This is a genomic window from Streptomyces sp. WM6386 (assembly GCF_000972385.1).
Lineage (GTDB): Bacteria > Actinomycetota > Actinomycetes > Streptomycetales > Streptomycetaceae > Streptomyces.
In genome coordinates this window covers 13,858-30,740 of the sequence record NZ_JXTE01000028.1, presented here as the reverse complement: position 1 = coordinate 30,740, position 16,883 = coordinate 13,858, and the positions used below count along the sequence as shown (strand labels likewise).

Here is a 16,883-nt window from a genome sequence, read left to right as displayed (position 1 = left end):
GCGAGGACAGACGATGGCGCAGGTGGACACCGCGGAGCCCGGACAGGGCGGCTCCGGCAGCCAGGGAGCCGACACCGGTACCCGACCCGCGGGCATCCGCCGGGCCCCCGGCACCGGGACCTGGCGCGCGGCCATCCACCGGGCGATCCGCATCAGCTCCCGGCCGGAGCCGTGGAAGCGCGGCCTGGTGCTCGCGGCGTCGGCGCTGCTGCTGGGCCTCCTCATGCTGCTGCACGCGAAGATCCCGAACCGGACCGGGGGCCTCGGCAGCCTCGGCAGTCTCGTGGAGACCTTCCTGCCGTGGTTCGGCCTGTTCATCCCGGTGCTGCTGGCCGCGGCGCTGTGGCGTCGCTCCGCCTCGGCGATGGTCGCGCTGCTGCTGCCGGTCATGGTCTGGCTGAACCTCTTCGGCGGGCTGCTCGGCGACAAGTCCCACGCGGGCGGTGACCTCACCGTGGCCAGCCATAATGTCGGCGCCGACAACCCCGACCCGGCCGGCACCGCCCGCGACCTGGCCGCCTCCGGCGCGGACGTGCTGGCGCTGGTGGAGCTGACCGCGCAGGACCGGGGCATCTACGAGAAGGGGCTGGCGAAGACGTACCCGTTCCACACGGTCCAGGGCACGGTCGGGCTGTGGAGCAAGCTGCCGTTGTCGGACACCCGGGCGGTCGACACCGAGATGGACGCCGGGCCGCTGGGCGACGCCAAGCCGGACGACGTCAAGATGGCCTACAACCGGGCACTGCGCACCACCGTCGCCACGGACAACGGGCCCCTCGCCGTGTACGTCGCCCACCTGGGGTCCGTACGCGTGACTCCCAGGACAGGCTTCTGGACGGACTCGCGGGACAGAAACGCGCAGGCCCTCGCCAAGGCCGTCGCCGCCGAGCAGAACGAGCGCGTGGTGCTGCTCGGCGACCTGAACGGCACCACGGACGACCGCGCGCTCACCGGCATCACCTCGCAGCTGCGCTCGACACAGGACACGGCCGGGGACGGCTTCGGCTTCACCTGGCCGGCGAAGTTCCCGGTGGCACGCATCGACCAGATCCTGGTCCGCGGCGTGGAGCCGGACAGCTCGTGGGTCCTGCCGGCCACCGGCAGCGACCATCTGCCGGTGGCGGCCGGAATCAGCTGGTGAACGTCGAGACAGCGGTTCGGTCGTTCGACGAGGCGGATTGCCACAGGGCGGTCGAGAGCCATGCCAGGACGATGCCGACGACGATGTGCAGGGCGCTCGTCAGCACGGAATCGGGCAGCGCGATCAGAAACGCGAACAGGGGCAGTGCGACGGCGTACCCCCACGCCGCAACCCTCGGCACCGTGCGGGCACGGATCAGCGCCGCCCCGAACAGCGCGCAGCCCACAGCGAAGACGACCGCTGAACCGAGGAGGGCCGGAACGGTGGGACCCGTCAGTTCCGCTTCGATGACGTCGTCGTCCAGGTAGTAGAGCACCAGGTTCGCGGCGAACGCGGCCCCGCCGAACAGGCCGAGGCCGATGAGGTTCACGAGATAGGCGATTTCTCCGAAACGCCCGGTGACAGGGGTCTGCCACTGGTGGAGCGCGGTGAGGAACGGCAGAGCCAATGCGGGGGAGAGGGCGAGGAGGAGGCTGGTCACGGCGGTTTCGCCGGTGAACGCCTCGACGGCGGCGGGCAGTGCGATGAGCAGGCCGGACAGCACCCCGCACAGGGCGCCGAAGCGGGGGAGCCGGGCGGGGGCGGGCACAGAGTCGAACGCTGAGGACATGATGGCCAACTCCGGTGTGTCGAAGGGCAGGTCAGGCCGAAACCGTAGGAAGTGAGCAGCCGGTCCAGGCAGGTGTCGAGCGGCGACATCCGAAGCTGGAGGTCATCGGCGCCCGCGGTCGTGGGAGTGCCGTTCGGCATGTGCCGTTCGTCCACACTTCGCGGCTCCCGGCCGGAGTTCTCCCGTCGGTGTCGCCTGGCCTGCGCGTCAGGCCTAGCCTGGGCGGTGGCGTCGGGGGTGGGGGTGTGCATGTCGGCGTATGTGCCCGTGCCGTGGGTGTCACCGCTGCTGTACGGCGCGGTCTTCGTCGGCGCCGTCTACTACCTGGCGGCGGATCTGGGCGCCGGCCCCGGGCTGTTGTCCTGGCGCACGGCCGCCTTCGTCGCCGGGCTCGCCGCCCTGTGCGCGCTGGACGTGGCGGGGCGCCGACGGAACCTGCCGCGGGTGCCGCTGCTGCTCGCGCGGTGCGGGCTGACAGGTGCGGTGGTCGCCGCAGATGCCTCGGAACTGTCCCAAGTGCTGTTCGTGCTCCTGCCGTTCACCGCATACTTCGCGTTCGGCCGCACGACGGCGCTCGTACTGGGGGCGCTGTGCCTGGCCGGACTGCTCACCGGCTTTCTGCTGACGGCTCCCGGCTGGTATCGCGACATGGAGTACGTGTCCGACCTGCTGATGGTCGGGGTCGGTCTGGTGCTGGCGATCTCGATGGCCGCCGTCGCCGTAGGCGAGCAACGGGCCCGGCGAGAACTGCAGGAATACGCCGCGCAGGTCGCTGAACTGTCCGCAGCGACCGAACGCAACCGGCTGGCCCGCGACATCCACGACAGCCTCGGCCACCATCTCACCGCGATTTCGGTGCAGTTGGAGATCGCGTCCGAGTTCCGTGTCCTGGACCCGGACGCGGCCGGACGGGCGATGGCGGAGGCCAGACAGTCGGTGAAGCTGGCACTCGGCGATGTCCGGCAGTCGGTGCGCGCGCTGCGCGACGACGCGCGCCCGTCGCTGTCGGCGGCGCTCGCGGGATGGGCGCGTGAGGGCGGTGCGGGTCCGTGCGTCAGCGTGGAGGTGACGGGAGAGGAGGACGGTTACGGCACGGCCGCGCTGACCGCGTTGTACCGGGCCGCACAGGAGGGGCTGACCAACGCGCTGCGCCACGCGCGGGCCTCGCGGGTGTCCGTGGCGGTCCGGCTGGCCGAGGACACCGCACGCCTGGCTGTGACCGATGACGGCTGCGGCTTCACACCGGACCGGGCCACGGCCGGCTTCGGTCTGAGGGGCATGCGCGAACGGGTCCACCTGGTCGCGGGGAGCGTCGACATCGACAGCAGGCCGGGCGAGGGCACACGGCTCACCGTCGTCGTCCCGCGGCGGGAAGGCGAGCGGTGAGCCAGGAGCCGACGGCGGTACGGGTGCTGGTGGCGGACGATCAGCAGCTGATCCGGGACGGCATCGCCGCACTGCTCTCGATCCGGCCGGGCATCACCGTCGTCGGTACGGCGGTCAACGGGCGGGAGGCCGTGGAGAAGGCGGTGGAACTGGGACCCGACGTCGTGCTGATGGACGTACGGATGCCGGAACTGGACGGCGTGGAGGCCGTCGCCGTGCTGCGCGGCCGGGCACCGGAGTGCCGGGTCGTGATGCTGACGACGTTCGACGACGAGGAGTACGTCGTCCAGGCGCTGCGCGCGGGAGCCAGCGGATACCTCCTCAAGGACCTGCCGGCCGAGGAACTCGCGCAGGCGATCCGCTTGGCGCACGCCGGAGTCACCCAACTCGACTCCTCGGTGGCCGCCCGGCTCGCCGCCGCCCTGCCCCATGCCACTCCCGACCCGCCCGTCGCCGCTCCCGCCCTCAGCCCGCGCGAGATCGACATCCTGCGGCTCGTGGCGCGCGGCCGCACCAACCGGGAGATCGCCGCGCAGCTGTACCTCAGCGAAGGCACCGTCAAGAACCACATCTCCCGCATCCTCAGCCGCCTCGCCCTGCGCGACCGCACCCAGGCCGCACTGCGCGCCCGCGACCTCGGCCTGCTGTGAACCCGTGGACGGATGGGCCTGCCGCTACAACGGCCGCACGTAGCCGATCCAGGTGTGCAGGGTGCGGAACCCGCACCGCTCGTACAGGCTCAACGCACCGTGGGCATTGGCACTGTCCACATTCAGACCGGCTCTGCGAAAGCCCTGCTCCTGCCAGGCCCGCAGGCAGGTGGTGAGCAGCGCGGTGGCCACGCCGTTGCCACGCCGGCCCGGTCGGGTGCCGAGCCGGTCGATCCAGCATTCGCGGATGCCGGTCATCGCGGTCTCGGCGTCGTACTCCGATCAGTTCGCCGCGCAACCACACCCCCGCCGAATCGTGGGGCAACTCCAGGCGTGGGTCGCCCAGTTCATCGGCGAGGTCCTCGGCGTCGCAGTACTCGTCGGTGCCGTCGGTCGCCTCCACCGCGGCGAACAACTCGGCCAGGGCCGGAGCGTTCTCCAGCGTGAGTGGCCGGTGGGTCGGCGTCGCATGCATGGGCGCACGACAGGTGTCGCTGAGGCCGAACGCACTTCAGTTTCGGGGCGCGGCAGCCCTGCAACGACGTATTCGGCGGGCCTGGCGTGTGGTGAGTACCGCCCCGTACATGCGCTAGAGTTGATCACGAGCCGGTCGCCGCAACTCTGGTTGCTCGGCAGTGCGTTGGTCGTCCAAGGAAAGATGCCCCGCTTCCTGCGGGGAGATGCAGGTGCAAGGCCTGCCCGGCGCTCGATCTGGGGCCTGTCCGCAAATGCGGACAGGCCCCATACGTTTTTCAGCTTGCCCCGGACAGGGACAGGGCGGCCGTGAGCGCCGGTCAGGCGTTCGTACGGGACAAGTGGGCGGGGAGCTCGGTGAGCTGTTCGATGCGGAGCACCGTCTCGTCTGCCGTCGGCGAGGGTCCACCGGTGACGAAGTCGATGCCGCGGTCCAGCCAGATGCCGGTGAGTCCGGCGAGGGCGGCCGCGTTCACGTCGCTCTCCAGCATGTCGCCCACGTTGACCGCCTGGACGGGGTCCGTACGCATCCACCGGCAGGCGGCGGCGTAGGCGACAGGCTTGGCCGCACCGAGCTCGGCCGGGGTCAGGACGGCTTCGAAATAGTCGAGAAGGCCGAAGCGGGCGAGCTTGGCGCGCTGTTGGCCGGGAGCCCCGTTGGTGAGCACAGCCAGACGCGGTCCTCGGGGGAGCCGTCTGAGGGTGTCCAGGCTTGGCTGGACATCGGGATAGCACCGCCAGGCCTCCTCGAACACGGTGAGGTAGCGCTCGGAGATCCAGGCGTCCAGCAGGTCGGTACGTTCAGGGACCGGCTCGCCGAGCATCGGCAGGAAGGAACGGACCCTGCGCCGGTGGTGCTCGGCGAAGGAGCACTCACCGGCAAGGTATTCCCGCATGTGGCGTGCCTCCAGCGTCCACCACAACATCGCCAGTTCCTCCGGTGGCGCCGTCGCGTTCGGCGCGGTCTGGACGATCTGGCCGATCGTTTCCCAGACCGCGCTTCGATGATCGACCAGGGTGCCGTCCAGATCGAAGAAGATCACATCCACCATGACGTGATCATCTCGTGGGCTTGTCCCTGATGCCAGGGGGGTGCCGCTTCCACGCAGCGTGCCAACTCATCGACATGGCAGGGCTGTTCTCGGCTACGAGGCCCGGATCCCCAGCCCCTCTCCGAAGGCGCGGGCCATGGCAGAATGCCGACATGATTCTGATCAGAAAGGGCAATGCCGCGTAGGCGCCCGAAGGCCGTCCGCGTCGAGCGGTGGCGGCCACCGAAGCACATGCCGGTCGGTCGGATCCCAGGCGTATCGGCCCGAACTCGGGCAGCCGTGCGACGTGTTGAGGCCGAACATCTCTGGCCGGACGCAGTCGCTGACGCTCTCAGTCGGTTCGAGTGGGCCTTCAAACAGCCGGGACGATATCTGACCGGCCCTGCCGAGAGCCCCGGAATCGAGATCGAGGACGGCCGAGACGACCTGGAAGTGGCCCTGCTGTATCTGCCCACAGGAGCCCGAGCAGATCTGGGCCGCCTGGTGGAGCGGATCGACGTGGAGTTCGAACGCCGTACCCTTCCGAACCCCGGTTGGGTGAGCGAATGGACGGCGGGGCGCTGGTGGTGGTGGCGCATTCGGGAACGGTGACCTCGACGCTGCCCCATGGCGAGCATGTCGATCACCCTGCCACTCCATCATCCGGAGAGCGGCCCGCGCAAAGACTTTCGCCCCCACCTTCGGCTGGGCGCTTCAATACAGCGGTAGGTCAGCAGGCACAGCGGCAACAGCACGGTGAAGAACGCCGCTTCGAGCAGAAGACTGTCCTGCCGCCGTCGGCCGATCGTGCCGTCGATCACCGCCAGCAGCACCGGATGCACCAGATAGACCGAGTAGCTGATCGTGCCCAGCCCGGTCAGCAACCGCGGAACGCGACGGCGCCGCAACAACAGTCCGGTGCCGAAGGTGAGCACAGCCATCAGGAAGGCGACGATCCAGCCGCGCCGTACGTGGTCACCGTCGCCGTACCAGAACGCGCTCCCCACGGCACAGACGACCACGGTGACAGCAGCGGCGGCCGCACGGGACCAGGTGCTCTGACCGTTCTCGGCACGGTGGACGGCGGTGCCGAGGAACATCACGGCGAGAATCACCAGGCCCTCCCACTGCGGGACCGTGCCGTTGAACAGGACCAGGACGAGCGCCAGCACCCCGCCCAACACGCCCCCGAACCACCGGAGTACGGGTGGCCCGGCGCTCGCGCAGCTGATCGCGACCGCCATGGTGACCGAGGCGAACGCGATCAGTGGACCGGTTCCGACCAGGCCGGACAGGGCAGAGGCCGGCACCACCACCCCTGCCGTCACGCTGACCGCGGCGCCCGCGGCCAGGACGGTTGCGACCGCCGCGGACCGCTGGTGAAGGCGGACCGTGAAAAGAGCGACGACCAGGAGGTAGAAGGACATCTCGTAGGAGAGCGTCCACAGGACGAGCAGGAGATTGGGTGTCCCCAGTAACTCCGCGAGCATGGTGGCGTGGGCGACGATCACGGTGGCGGCGCTCTGCCGGTCGAAGTCACGGATCTCCGCAATGCCGAGGAGGTTGGCGACGAGGAGCATGGTGACGACAGCCGCCGCCAGCGGGTAAACACGGCAGATCCGTCCGATCCAGAACGTCCGGACGCAGCCCCGGCGTTCCAGCGAAGCGGGGATGACGTAACCGCTCACCAGGAAGAACACCATGATGGCGTAGCGGCTCGTGTTGAACTGCGGCATCAACTCGCGCCGGAAGTCGGCCATGAAGGTGTACGAGGAGTGGTCGAACACGACGACGAGGGCGGCGATGCCACGCAACGCGTCCAGCCAGCCCGATCGCGACGGACCGACTGTTGTGATGGTGGTCAGTAATCGTGCAGTGACGGAGGGTGAAGAAGTCGAGGCGGGGGCGAGGGGTCGGGATTCCATGCGTGGGTGAAGTCCTCTTCGACGAGGCGGGCGTTGGGCACCGAGTCCAGCGGCCGGAGCATTGTTCGGCAGTACCGTTCTGGCGGCCGAACAATGAGGCGGGGCGCGCGGGCTTTCGGGTGTCATCGAGGTGCATGCATCGGCTGCCCCGATGCGGGGGCAGCTGAAGGGGGTGAAGGTGTGGCGGGGCGTCGTGAGGTGCCGTTGGATCCGGCGGCGGGGCCGGTGCAGCGGTTCGCGTTCGAGTTGCGCAAACTGAGGGCGGAGGCGGACGGGATCACCTACCGGTCGCTGGCGCAGCGGGCGGGCTACTCGGTGACCACGCTGTCGCAGGCGGCGGCGGGCGAGCAGTTGCCGACGCTTCCGGTGGCCCTGGCCTATGCGGGGGCGTGCGGCGGCGACCTGGCGGAATGGGAGGCCCGGTGGAAGGAGGCGGTGGCGGAGTCGGCCGGGGACGGCTACGGGGACGAGGACGGATCACTCACGCCGTATCGGGGCCTGACACGGTTCGAGACCGGGGACAGCGGCCTGTTCTTCGGCCGGGACCGGCTCACCGCCGACCTGGTCGATCTGCTGCGCGGCCGACGGTTCGCCGCGGTCTTCGGCCCCTCCGGCAGCGGCAAGTCCTCCCTGCTGCGGGCCGGCCTGATACCCGCTCTCCGGCGCGCTCAGGAGCCGGGCCTGCGCCCGGCCGCGATCCGCATCCTGACACCGGGCGAACACCCCGCCCGCAGCCACGCACCCCTCCTCGTACCCGCTTCAGCCCGCGACGGCAGCGCGGAAGCGGACACGTTCGTGATCGTCGACCAGTTCGAGGAGGTCTTCACCCTCTGCCGCGACGCGGCCGAGCGCGCTCGCTTCATCGACCTGTTACTGACAGCCCGGCGACCGGGCAGCCGCCTGCGGGTGCTGTTGGCGGTGCGTGGCGACTTCTACGGCCGCTGCGCCGAGCACCGCGACCTGGCCGACGCACTGCGCGACGCCAACCTCCTGGCCGGCGCGATGAGCCAGACGGAACTGCGCGACGCCGTCGTCAAGCCGGCCGCGGCCGCCGGGCTGACCGTGGAACGCGCCCTCACCGCACGGCTGGTCAACGAGGTCACCGACGCGCCGGGCGGGTTGCCGCTGCTGTCCCACGCGTTGCTGGAGACCTGGCGCCGCCGCCGCGGCAAGACACTGACCATGGCGGGGTTCGAGGCGGTCGGATGCCTGGACGGCGCGATCGCCAAGACCGCCGAGCAGGTGTACGACCGGTTCACCGACAGCCAGGCGACTGCCGCCCGCCGGGTGTTGCTGCGCCTGGTCACCCCCGGTGACGGCACCCCCGACACCCGCCGTCCCGTCCAGCGCGCGGAACTGCCCGGCACCGACCGAGGCGACACCGCCACGGTCGTGGAGGCACTCGCCGGGGCGCGGCTGCTCACCCTGGACGCCGACACCGTCGAGATGGCCCACGAGGCCCTGATCACGGCCTGGCCCCGGTTGCGCGGGTGGATCGAGGAAGACCGTGAACGCCTGCGTGCGCACCGGAACTTGACCGAAGCGGCCCACGCCTGGAGGGAACTGGGCCGCGAGACGGGCGCTCTGAGCCGGGGAAGCAGGCTCGCCACAGCCCAGGAACACTTCGCCGGCGCATCGCGCGAGGACCTGACCGACGTAGAACACGCCTTCCTCGATGCCAGCCATGACCACGAGCAGAGGGGCCGCCGCCGGTACCGGCTGGTGCTCACCGCGGTCACCGCCGCCCTGTGCCTCGCCCTCGTCGCCGCCGGCCTGGCCGTGGGGCAGTGGCAGAGCGCGGTCACCGCCCAGCACATGGCCCAGTCCCGGCAACTGGCCGCCCAGTCCAGCACGTTGCTGGACTCCGACCCCGACCTCGCCGCACTGCTCGCCGTGCGCGCTTACCGAACCAGCCCGACCCGCGAAGCCACCGCCGCCCTCTACGCCGCCGTGGCGCTCCCGCTGCGCAAGCGCCTGACCGGCGGCACCGAGCCCGTGGACGCCATCGCCCTCAGCCCGGACGGAAAGACCCTCGCCATCTCCAGCAGAGACGGCAAAATGCGGATCTGGAATCTGCCCGCGGGCCGGCTCCGAGACACCTTCACCGCCTTCGACAGCAGCCATGAAGGGAGCCAGGCCGCGGTGTTCAGCCCCGACGGAGGCATCCTGGCCGTCGCTACCTCCGGTGGCACCGGAGCGAGGGTGACCCTGTGGGATCCGGCCGGCGGCAGGAAGATCAGAAACTTCCCCGTGCCCGACGGTTCGGTACGCGGGTTGGCCTTCAGCCCTGACGGTCGTACCGTGGCCGCCTCCTCCCCGAGGGCCGTACGGGTCTGGGACATGGCCACCGGCCGCACACGCCACAGCCTCACCAGCCACCCCGACCCGCAGGCGGTCGGCTTCGGCCCCGGCGGACGCACTGTCGCCGCAGCAAGCCCCAACGAGGGGGTGTGGGTGTGGGACGTGACGACCGGCCGCACCCGAACCTCCCGCGACGGCCAAATCACGGGCAGCGAGGTGGCTTTGAGCCCGGACGGTCAGACGTACGCGCTCGTCCGCACCGACGGTTCGGTGCAACTGCGGGAGACGGCCACCGGCGTCGTCCGGCACACCATCAAGGACGTTCCCATCGGGTCGCACGGGATGGCCTTCGCCCCGGACGGGCGAACCCTCGCCCTCCAAGGTCCAGGAGACACGGTACGACTCTGGGACACCGCCTCCGGTACGGCGCGGACCACCGTGACGGTCGGCCTCCATGGACGGGGAGCCATGAGCGTGGCACTGAGCGCGGACGGCCGCACCCTGTTCACCAGCAGCAACGCGAGCCCCACCATCCGCGTGCACCGCCTGTCCGCTGATCACCCGCGGACCACGCTGCCGGGCCGATCCGGCACGTACGTCACCGACATGCAGTTCAGCCGTGATGGACGCACGGTGACCACGGTCCGCCAACAACCGCTGGGCCGTGGGTCGGTACAGCTCTGGGATGCCAGGACCGGCGAACCCGAAGCCGCCCCGGCACCCGACACCGATCTGGCAGTTCGGGGACAACAACCGCCCGTCACGGGTTCCCGCCCCGTGGCCGTGGGATTCAGCCCGACCGGGCGCGCCCTGGCCGCCTCGGCCGTCAACCGCAGGGTCATCGAGGTCCGGGATGTCGCCACGGGCAGCCTTCGCCAAAGCCGTGCCGTGGGCGCCGTCCTCACGGCGGTCTTCAGTCCCGACGGGACACGGCTCGCCATCGTCGGCGAGAAGGGATCGGTGCGCATCTGGCACCTGTCAACGGGCGAACTGCGCACCGTCCACACCAGCCACGGCCAACCCGTGAGGACGATGGCATTCTCCCCGGACGGTCACACACTCGCCGTCGTGGACATCGAGACCGGCGGCGACCGGATCACGCTGTTCGACGCCGCGACCGGCCGCACACAGCGCACCATCGACCCGGGCCCCCGGAGCCTGCTGATCCTCGCGTTCAGCCCCGACGGCCACACCCTGGCCACCGCGAGCGGCAGCAGCGGACTCGTGAAGACGTGGGACACGCGCACCGGGCGGCTCGAAGACACCTTCAGCGTGAGCACTGAGGTGTCGTCCCTGGCTTTCACCCCCGATGCGCGCACCCTGGCCGCAAGCACCGCAAGAGGAGTCCAGCTGTGGGACCTCGCCACCAGCCAGAGCCGCATCACCCTGCCGGCCCGTTCACCCGGCGCAGTGGCCTTCAGCCCGGACGGAGGGACCCTGGCGATCGGCACGGGCGGCTCCGTCGGGTTGTGGAACGTCGACCTGCCCGACGTGACCCACGCGATCCGCACCATCTGCGAGGCCGTCGACCGCACCCTCACCCCGGTGGAACAGGCCCGCTACCCGGACACACGCTCAACTGAAACCGGCTGCCAGGAGACCGCGCGATAGGACGTCCGGTGCGGCACCGCCCCGTAAGGGGCGCGGGGAACTGAGCGACCAGCCCCTACCGGCCCGCAGGTCCACCACCGCACTTCCGCCAGAGCGCTCAGGCGGCGCGACGCGGCAGATCCGTATTGCGGCCCGCTCGCCCGAAAGCCCGGTGAGGGCGGCTCAGGCCGCCCGTCCCCACCGCACGTGCAGCGCGGCCGGCTTGCGGAAGACCAGGCCGTACGGGGCCGCGGTGTGGTCGGGGTCGAGACGCAGCGCGGGAAGGCGCTGGAGGAGGCGCTGGAGGGCGATACGGGTCTCCAGGCGCGCGAGGTGGGCGGCGAGGCAGTAGTGCGGGCCGTGTGCGAAGGCCAGTTGGAGCCGCGCGTTCTCGCGGCGGACGTCGAACCGGTCGGGGTCGGCAAAGACGGCAGGATCGCGGTTGGCGCCGGTGAGGGAGACGGTGACGAGGTCACCACGGCGGATGGTGGCCGGGCCGAGCACGGTGTCGCGAGTGGCGTAGCGGTCCACGACGGCGGCGCCGGGTTCGAGGCGCAGTGATTCCTCGATCGCGCCGTCCAGCAGACCGGCGTCGGCCCGGACCAGAGCGAGTTGGTCGGGGTGCCGCAGCAGGTGCAGCAGCGCGTTGGTGATCATCGCCTCGGTGGTCTCGATGCCTCCGAACATCAGCACCGCGGCGTTGGATGCCACCTCGGGCACGGTCAGCTGTCCGGCGGCTGCCGCGAGGAGGGAGGACGTGTTGCGGTCGGCGACGGTGGCTTCCACCGCGGAGCGCAGCTGCGCGTACGCCGTGACACCCGCCGCTCCCGCCTCCAGGCCGGCGGTGATGTCCGAGACCGACCGCACGATGGCGTCGTACCAGGCGAGCACCGTGTCCACGGTGGTGCCGGCCAGCCCCAGCGCCTCGGTCACCACCGCGACCGCGAGGGGTCCGGCGAAGGAGCGCCGTATTTCGGCCGCGCCCACCGGCTCCCATGCGCTGATGAGGGTGTCGGTCTCCCGCTCGATGAACGCGGCGAAACCCTCACGTACGGCCCGGGGACGGAAGGGCGCGCTGAAGGGCTCGCGGTGCCGGGCGTGCCGGTCACCGTCGAGGGACAGCATGCTGGGGCCGACCACTTGCGCGGTGGAGAACCGGGGGTCATCGACGGTGAAGGTCTCGGCATCCCGCATCACGCTCAACGCGAGATCACGCCGGGTCACCAGCCAGCCGCCCAACTCGGGCACCCACGACACCGGTTCCCGCGCCCGGAGCAGTGCCAGGCGCGGATGCGGATCCCGGGCGAGCTCGGCCAGCGTGGTCGCGGCGCCGAGCGGGCAGGACTCGACGACGCTCATCGCGCGCTCCGGCCGGGGAGCAGGGAACCGTCCACACGGCTGACGCTAACAAAGCGCTCCCATGGGCGCGGAGGTCGGGGGACTGCGCCGGGGCGCCGGGACCGGCTGGCTGAGCCGGGAACACCCGGCGTGGTGGGCCTGGTCGCAACACGGGGTCCGCCGCCGCGAAATCGAGCGCCGTGTCCGCGATCCCCGCTTCGCCCCTCTCGACACCCTCCGCTTCGGCCACCCCAACGACACGGTGGCCTGGCTGGCATCCCTCTGACCCCGGGAGCCAGGTCGGCGGTGACCGTCACGTACGGCGTGGGGCAGCCGTACGGCCGACCGTCGCCGCAAGCTTCCGCAACCGGCGCCAGTCCAGGCGGGGTTGACGTTGCAACACCCCCGGCCGCTTCCGGGGGACTCGGACGGCGAGTGCGCCGGGCGCGATGCGGCAGTGGACCGGAGAGGGCAGGACGAGGGCCTCGCCGTCGAGACCCACCTGCACCTCCGCGCCGTCAGCTTCTACGACGACCTCGCGGACGGTCAGGACGGTGAGCGCGGCCGGTTCCGGGTCGAGCAGCAGCGCGGCGGCGTCGGCCGCGCTGTCCACTCGTACGCCGAGGACCCCCAGCGCTCCGGTGTCGAGCCGGTCGCGACGGCCGAACCCGAAGGGATCACCGGTCCGGTAAGGGTTGTTGCTCACCAGCACCGCCTGAGGAGAGTCGAGCGTGGTGTCGCCCGCCTTCGCGGTGAGCCGGGCACCTTGCTGACCGGTGAGCAGATCGGGCAGCAGGTCCAGGCTGGTGCCGATCTTGTCGTTCCGGTAGGAGGGGCTCTGCACGATCGCCGCGTACGCCCCGAAGGAGGCGTTGTTGACGAAGGGACGGTCACCGGCGAAGCCGAGGTCGACGCGGAGTTCGACACCGTCGCTGAGCGCGTCGAGACAGGCGCCGGGGTCGTCGCGGTCGAGCCCGAGGTCCAGGGCGAAGTGGTTGCGGGTGCCGGCGCTGATCACGAGAAACGGTATGCCGTACTCGGCGGCGACGGCCGCGACCAGGGCCTGGGTTCCGTCGCCGCCCGCGGCACCGAGCAGATCCGCACCCTCCGCGACGGCGGCCTGGGCCAGCGCCGTGATGTCCTGCTGTTCGTCCGGGTCGAGCAGGACGACCCGTGCGCCGAGCCGCTCGGCCTTCTCCTTGAGCCCGAAGCGGTCCACCTTGCCGCCGCCCGAGCGCGGATTCATGATCAGGAACGGTCTTTGCGGCGGAGGCGTACGGTGCTCCTTGCTCCGCACCCGATGGCTTCCGGTGCCGCGCAACGCATACCGGCCGCTCCACACGGCCACGCCCCACAGCGCCAATGACGCCGGCAGCGCCCAGAAGAGCGTGGCGGCGAACAGGGCGACGACTGAGGCGGGGACGGCCAGGGCCAGCACGCCCGCCGCCCAGCGCAACGGCCCCCGCAGGGTCAGCGTCCACCATGCCGCAGCCGCGGCGACCGCCAGGCCGGCAGCGCCGCACACCAGAAGCAGCACGCCGGCCAGGCCGTCGTAGCCGAGAGGCACCAGGACCGCGAGGGCGGCAGCGGCCAATGCCACCCTCGCCGCCCACCGTTGTCCTCGATAGGCCCGTCTGCTCACGTCCACGGCCAACTGTTCTCTCCGTCCGGGAAACCCGCCTCGACCTCGCACGACCGAACTCTGGCAGATCCCTGACAGAACCGTCGTCCCCCGCGATCCGGCGCACCGCTCGCCGGGGCGTCGCTCGCCGAGAGGGGCGGGGGCGTCAACTTCGTGGCCGGTCACGGCACTTCCGGTCTGTCGAACGGTCCGGGCATGCCGTTGTTCGGTCGGCACAGGTCAGTGTCAAAGACTCGGTCGTGGCGTGCGGACGGCGTGCATACGGTCCGGAGACCGAGGCGGGTCGGGAGCATCGGTCCGCCGCAGTCAACGGCATGCAAGGGGAGGCGTTGTGGCGAGTGTGGAAGTGTCGCTCAAGGAGATGATGGCCGGGGTCGAGGGTTCTCTGGGAGCCGCCGTCGTCGACTACACCAGCGGAATGGCGCTGGGCACACTGGGCGGGGGCAAGGACCTGGACCTGACGGTCGCGGCGGCCGGCAACACGGATGTGATCCGGGCCAAGGTGCGCACGATGGAGCAGTTGGGTCTCAACGGCCGGATCGAGGACATCCTGATCACACTGGACTCCCAGTACCACCTGATCCGCCTGGTCACCGGTCGCACCGGCAACGGATTGTTCCTGTACCTCGTCCTGGACAAGGCCCGCTCGAACCTGGCGATGGCCCGCCACCAGCTCAAGCGGGTGGAGGAGGCGATGGAGATCTAGCGCGGCCGAAGACCCTGGGCCACGTCTGCCCGTCATATGAAGACTTCTTCAAGTCACCACATCAGCATGATTCCAATGTGCGGTCGTGGCGGACCCGGGGCATGAAGGATCGGCATCCGAGGGTGGCATGCGGTGCGGCGGTGTACTCGGATGCCGCCGCACCCCGGCAGCCCCGTCGCCCCCACCCGACCAGGAGCGAGCAGACATGCAGGCCCCCCTCTATCAAGTCAAGGCGGAGTTCTTCCGCATGCTCGGTCACCCCGTACGCATCCGGGTGCTGGAGCTGCTCCAGGACGGCCCGGTGTCCGTTCGGGACCTGCTCGCCGACATCGAGATCGAGCCGTCCAGCCTCTCGCAGCAACTGGCCGTTCTGCGTCGCTCCGGCATCGTCGTGTCCATACGAGAGGGCTCCACCGTCCGCTACGCCCTCGTCGGCGGCGACGTCGCCGAACTCCTGCGCGCCGCCCGCCGTATCCTCACCGAACTCCTCACCGGCCGGAACCAGCTCCTGGCAGAGCTGCGGCAGATCGACACCCCGCCCGAACCGCTGCATCCCACCAGGTGACGGCAACCGGTTCACCTTGCTCTCGGCACACCGGGATGCGATGCGGTCCGCGGCGATCCGGGCGCTAGCTCGTGGGGAGCGGTCGGTCGTAGACGTTGTCCGGCGTCACGATCTCAGTGATCGCCCGGGCGAACAGCGAGGACGGCTCCTGGCCCTCGTACGAGATGTCGGTGTTGAGCATCAACACCAAGGTGGCCTTCTTCGAGGGAAGGTAGACGGTCACGGTCTGGTATCCGGGGATGGAGCCGTTGTGCCCGATCCAGCCGTCGCTGTTGAAGATGCCCAAGCCGTAACTGGTGCCGGGGTGGCCGGTGGGCAGCATCTTGAGCCGCTGCTCCTGGGTCTGCGGCCGCAGCAGTGTGCCCGTGGCGACGATCTTCGCCCAGCGGCGCAGGTCGTGCAGGTCGGAGATCATCGCTCCGGCCGCCCAGGCCCAACTGGGGTTCCAGTCGGTGCTGTCGGTGACCTCACCGGTCAGCGTCTGGTTGGTGTAGCCGCGGGGGTGCGGTCGAGGGAACTCGAAGTCCCGCGGGAACAACGTGTGGGACAGACGGGCGGGACCCAGCACCCGCTTCTCGATGAAGTCGGCGAGGCGGTGCCCGCTCACCTTTTCGACGACGAGGCCGAGCAGGATGAGGTTGGTGTTGGAGTACTCGAACTGCTTGCCGGGCGCGAAGGTGTTCTTGTGCTTGAAGCCGTACGCCAGCAGCTCCCGTGGGGTGAACGAGCGCTTGGGGTTGCTCAGCAGGTCGTGCTGGAAGCCGGCGTCCGCGGTGTAGGGGAAGAGGCCGCTGCGCATCTCGGCGAGTTGACGCAACGTGATCCGGTGGCCCTTGGGTACGCCGTGGATGTATTTGGAGATCGGGTCGTCGAGTCCGACCAGGCCGTCGTCGACGAGCTCGAGCAGCGCGGTGACCGTGAAGGTCTTGGTCTCGCTGCCGATCCGGACGAAGACATCGGAGGTCATCGGCTTGCGGGTGGCGGTGTCGGCGACGCCGGTCGCACGGACGTAGCTGCCCTTGCCCGGCATCCACAGTCCGGCGACCACGCCGGGGACGCCGGTTTGCTGACGGACCTTCTCGATGGCCTTGTCCAGCCGCGAGGCCAGCTTGGGGTCGAGTTCGTGCGCCGGGCAGTCGTCCGGCCGGGATGGGTGGGAGGCGACGGCCTGTGCGGCCGTGGCGGGAGTAGCCGCCATCGGGGCCAGCACGGACGCCACGAGCAGCGCTGCGGCGAAGACACGTCGGGCGGAGGTACGTTTCACGACTCGGTGCCTCTTCCAGGTCTGGGTCGGGGCAGCCACGTCACCATCCGCGCCCTGGGAGCCAGTCCCGCGCGCGGCCGCCCTCCACACAAATCCACCCGTTCGGCGCCGCGCAGGTCGCTGGGACGCACTACAACCTGCGACTCGCCGAAACCGTGCGGGTCGGACTGCGTACGGCCGCGCCGGTTCGCTGCGACGGAGTGTGCTGCCGGCTGATCGAGCGCCGGCAGGGCAGATTTCCGTACACGGAAGCAGATGGG

General features: G+C 70.4%; 15 protein-coding genes. 8 read left to right on the top strand and 7 right to left on the bottom strand.

Going from position 1 to position 16,883, the window contains the following annotated elements; genetic code table 11:
• The first annotated feature begins 13 nt into the window (after positions 1–13).
• Positions 14–1,141 carry an endonuclease/exonuclease/phosphatase family protein gene (locus tag TN53_RS18910; protein ID WP_095046582.1) on the top strand — a complete coding sequence of 376 codons (1,128 nt, stop codon included), beginning with the start codon at positions 14–16 and terminating at the stop codon, positions 1,139–1,141.
• Here the strand turns inward: TN53_RS18910 and TN53_RS18905 are convergent.
• A complete protein-coding gene (locus TN53_RS18905) occupies positions 1,131–1,751 on the bottom strand; it encodes a hypothetical protein (protein WP_046259718.1) in 621 nt (206 codons plus the stop codon). The two genes, TN53_RS18910 and TN53_RS18905, sit on opposite strands and share 11 nt — an antisense overlap.
• 249 nt (positions 1,752–2,000) lie before the next feature.
• On the opposite strand from TN53_RS18905, the gene TN53_RS18900 reads away from it, so the two are divergent.
• Positions 2,001–3,137, top strand: a complete 1,137-nt coding sequence (locus TN53_RS18900; protein WP_046259717.1) for a sensor histidine kinase — start codon at positions 2,001–2,003, stop codon at positions 3,135–3,137.
• Complete coding sequence (locus TN53_RS18895) at positions 3,134–3,787, top strand: response regulator (protein ID WP_046259716.1); 654 nt, start codon at positions 3,134–3,136, stop codon at positions 3,785–3,787. The genes TN53_RS18900 and TN53_RS18895 overlap by 4 nt, the downstream gene beginning before the upstream one ends.
• Positions 3,788–3,811: 24 nt before the next feature.
• Here TN53_RS18895 and TN53_RS18890 read toward each other — a convergent pair whose 3' ends face one another.
• Together TN53_RS18890 and TN53_RS18885 are read right to left on the bottom strand one after the other, a co-directional pair.
• Positions 3,812–4,045 carry a GNAT family N-acetyltransferase gene (locus TN53_RS18890; protein ID WP_046259715.1) on the bottom strand — a complete coding sequence of 78 codons (234 nt, stop codon included), beginning with the start codon at positions 4,043–4,045 and terminating at the stop codon, positions 3,812–3,814.
• A 536-nt stretch (positions 4,046–4,581) separates the two neighbouring features.
• Positions 4,582–5,313 (bottom strand): HAD family hydrolase, encoded by a 732-nt coding sequence (locus tag TN53_RS18885; protein ID WP_046259714.1) that lies wholly within the window; start codon positions 5,311–5,313, stop codon positions 4,582–4,584.
• A 279-nt stretch (positions 5,314–5,592) separates the two neighbouring features.
• Between TN53_RS18885 and TN53_RS45205 the strand changes: the two genes are divergently transcribed.
• Positions 5,593–5,904: a hypothetical protein gene (locus tag TN53_RS45205; protein WP_095046581.1), complete on the top strand. Its 312-nt coding sequence runs from the start codon at positions 5,593–5,595 to the stop codon at positions 5,902–5,904.
• 47 nt (positions 5,905–5,951) lie between these two features.
• Here the strand turns inward: TN53_RS45205 and TN53_RS18880 are convergent, their stop codons facing one another.
• Entirely contained in the window at positions 5,952–7,217 is a 1,266-nt protein-coding gene (locus TN53_RS18880) for an acyltransferase family protein (protein WP_095046580.1), read from the bottom strand.
• A 180-nt stretch (positions 7,218–7,397) separates the two neighbouring features.
• Here TN53_RS18880 and TN53_RS18875 point away from each other — a divergent pair, with 180 nt between their 5' ends.
• On the top strand, positions 7,398–11,129 hold the full coding sequence (locus TN53_RS18875; RefSeq protein WP_046259712.1) for a helix-turn-helix domain-containing protein: 3,732 nt from the start codon (positions 7,398–7,400) through the stop codon (positions 11,127–11,129).
• 162 nt (positions 11,130–11,291) lie between these two features.
• On the opposite strand, the gene TN53_RS18870 is transcribed toward TN53_RS18875, so the two are convergent.
• The gene (locus TN53_RS18870) at positions 11,292–12,467 is read right to left on the bottom strand and encodes a cytochrome P450 (protein WP_046259711.1); all 1,176 of its coding nucleotides are present in this window, start codon (positions 12,465–12,467) and stop codon (positions 11,292–11,294) included.
• Positions 12,468–12,528: 61 nt separating this feature from the next.
• On the opposite strand from TN53_RS18870, the gene TN53_RS18865 reads away from it, so the two are divergent.
• Positions 12,529–12,732 (top strand): hypothetical protein, encoded by a 204-nt coding sequence (locus TN53_RS18865; protein ID WP_324609617.1) that lies wholly within the window; start codon positions 12,529–12,531, stop codon positions 12,730–12,732.
• A 27-nt stretch (positions 12,733–12,759) separates the two neighbouring features.
• Here TN53_RS18865 and TN53_RS18860 read toward each other — a convergent pair whose 3' ends face one another.
• Entirely contained in the window at positions 12,760–14,100 is a 1,341-nt protein-coding gene (locus TN53_RS18860) for a diacylglycerol/lipid kinase family protein (RefSeq protein ID WP_046259710.1), read from the bottom strand.
• A 319-nt stretch (positions 14,101–14,419) separates the two neighbouring features.
• On the opposite strand from TN53_RS18860, the gene TN53_RS18855 reads away from it, so the two are divergent.
• Together TN53_RS18855 and TN53_RS18850 are read left to right on the top strand one after the other, a co-directional pair.
• Positions 14,420–14,794: a hypothetical protein gene (locus TN53_RS18855; RefSeq protein WP_046259709.1), complete on the top strand. Its 375-nt coding sequence runs from the start codon at positions 14,420–14,422 to the stop codon at positions 14,792–14,794.
• A gap of 205 nt (positions 14,795–14,999) precedes the next feature.
• Entirely contained in the window at positions 15,000–15,359 is a 360-nt protein-coding gene (locus TN53_RS18850) for an ArsR/SmtB family transcription factor (protein ID WP_046259708.1), read from the top strand.
• Between the two features lie 64 nt (positions 15,360–15,423).
• Here the strand turns inward: TN53_RS18850 and TN53_RS18845 are convergent, their stop codons facing one another.
• Positions 15,424–16,623, bottom strand: coding sequence for a serine hydrolase domain-containing protein (locus tag TN53_RS18845; protein ID WP_046259707.1), 1,200 nt, complete (start codon positions 16,621–16,623; stop codon positions 15,424–15,426).
• Between the last annotated feature and the right edge of the window lie 260 nt (positions 16,624–16,883).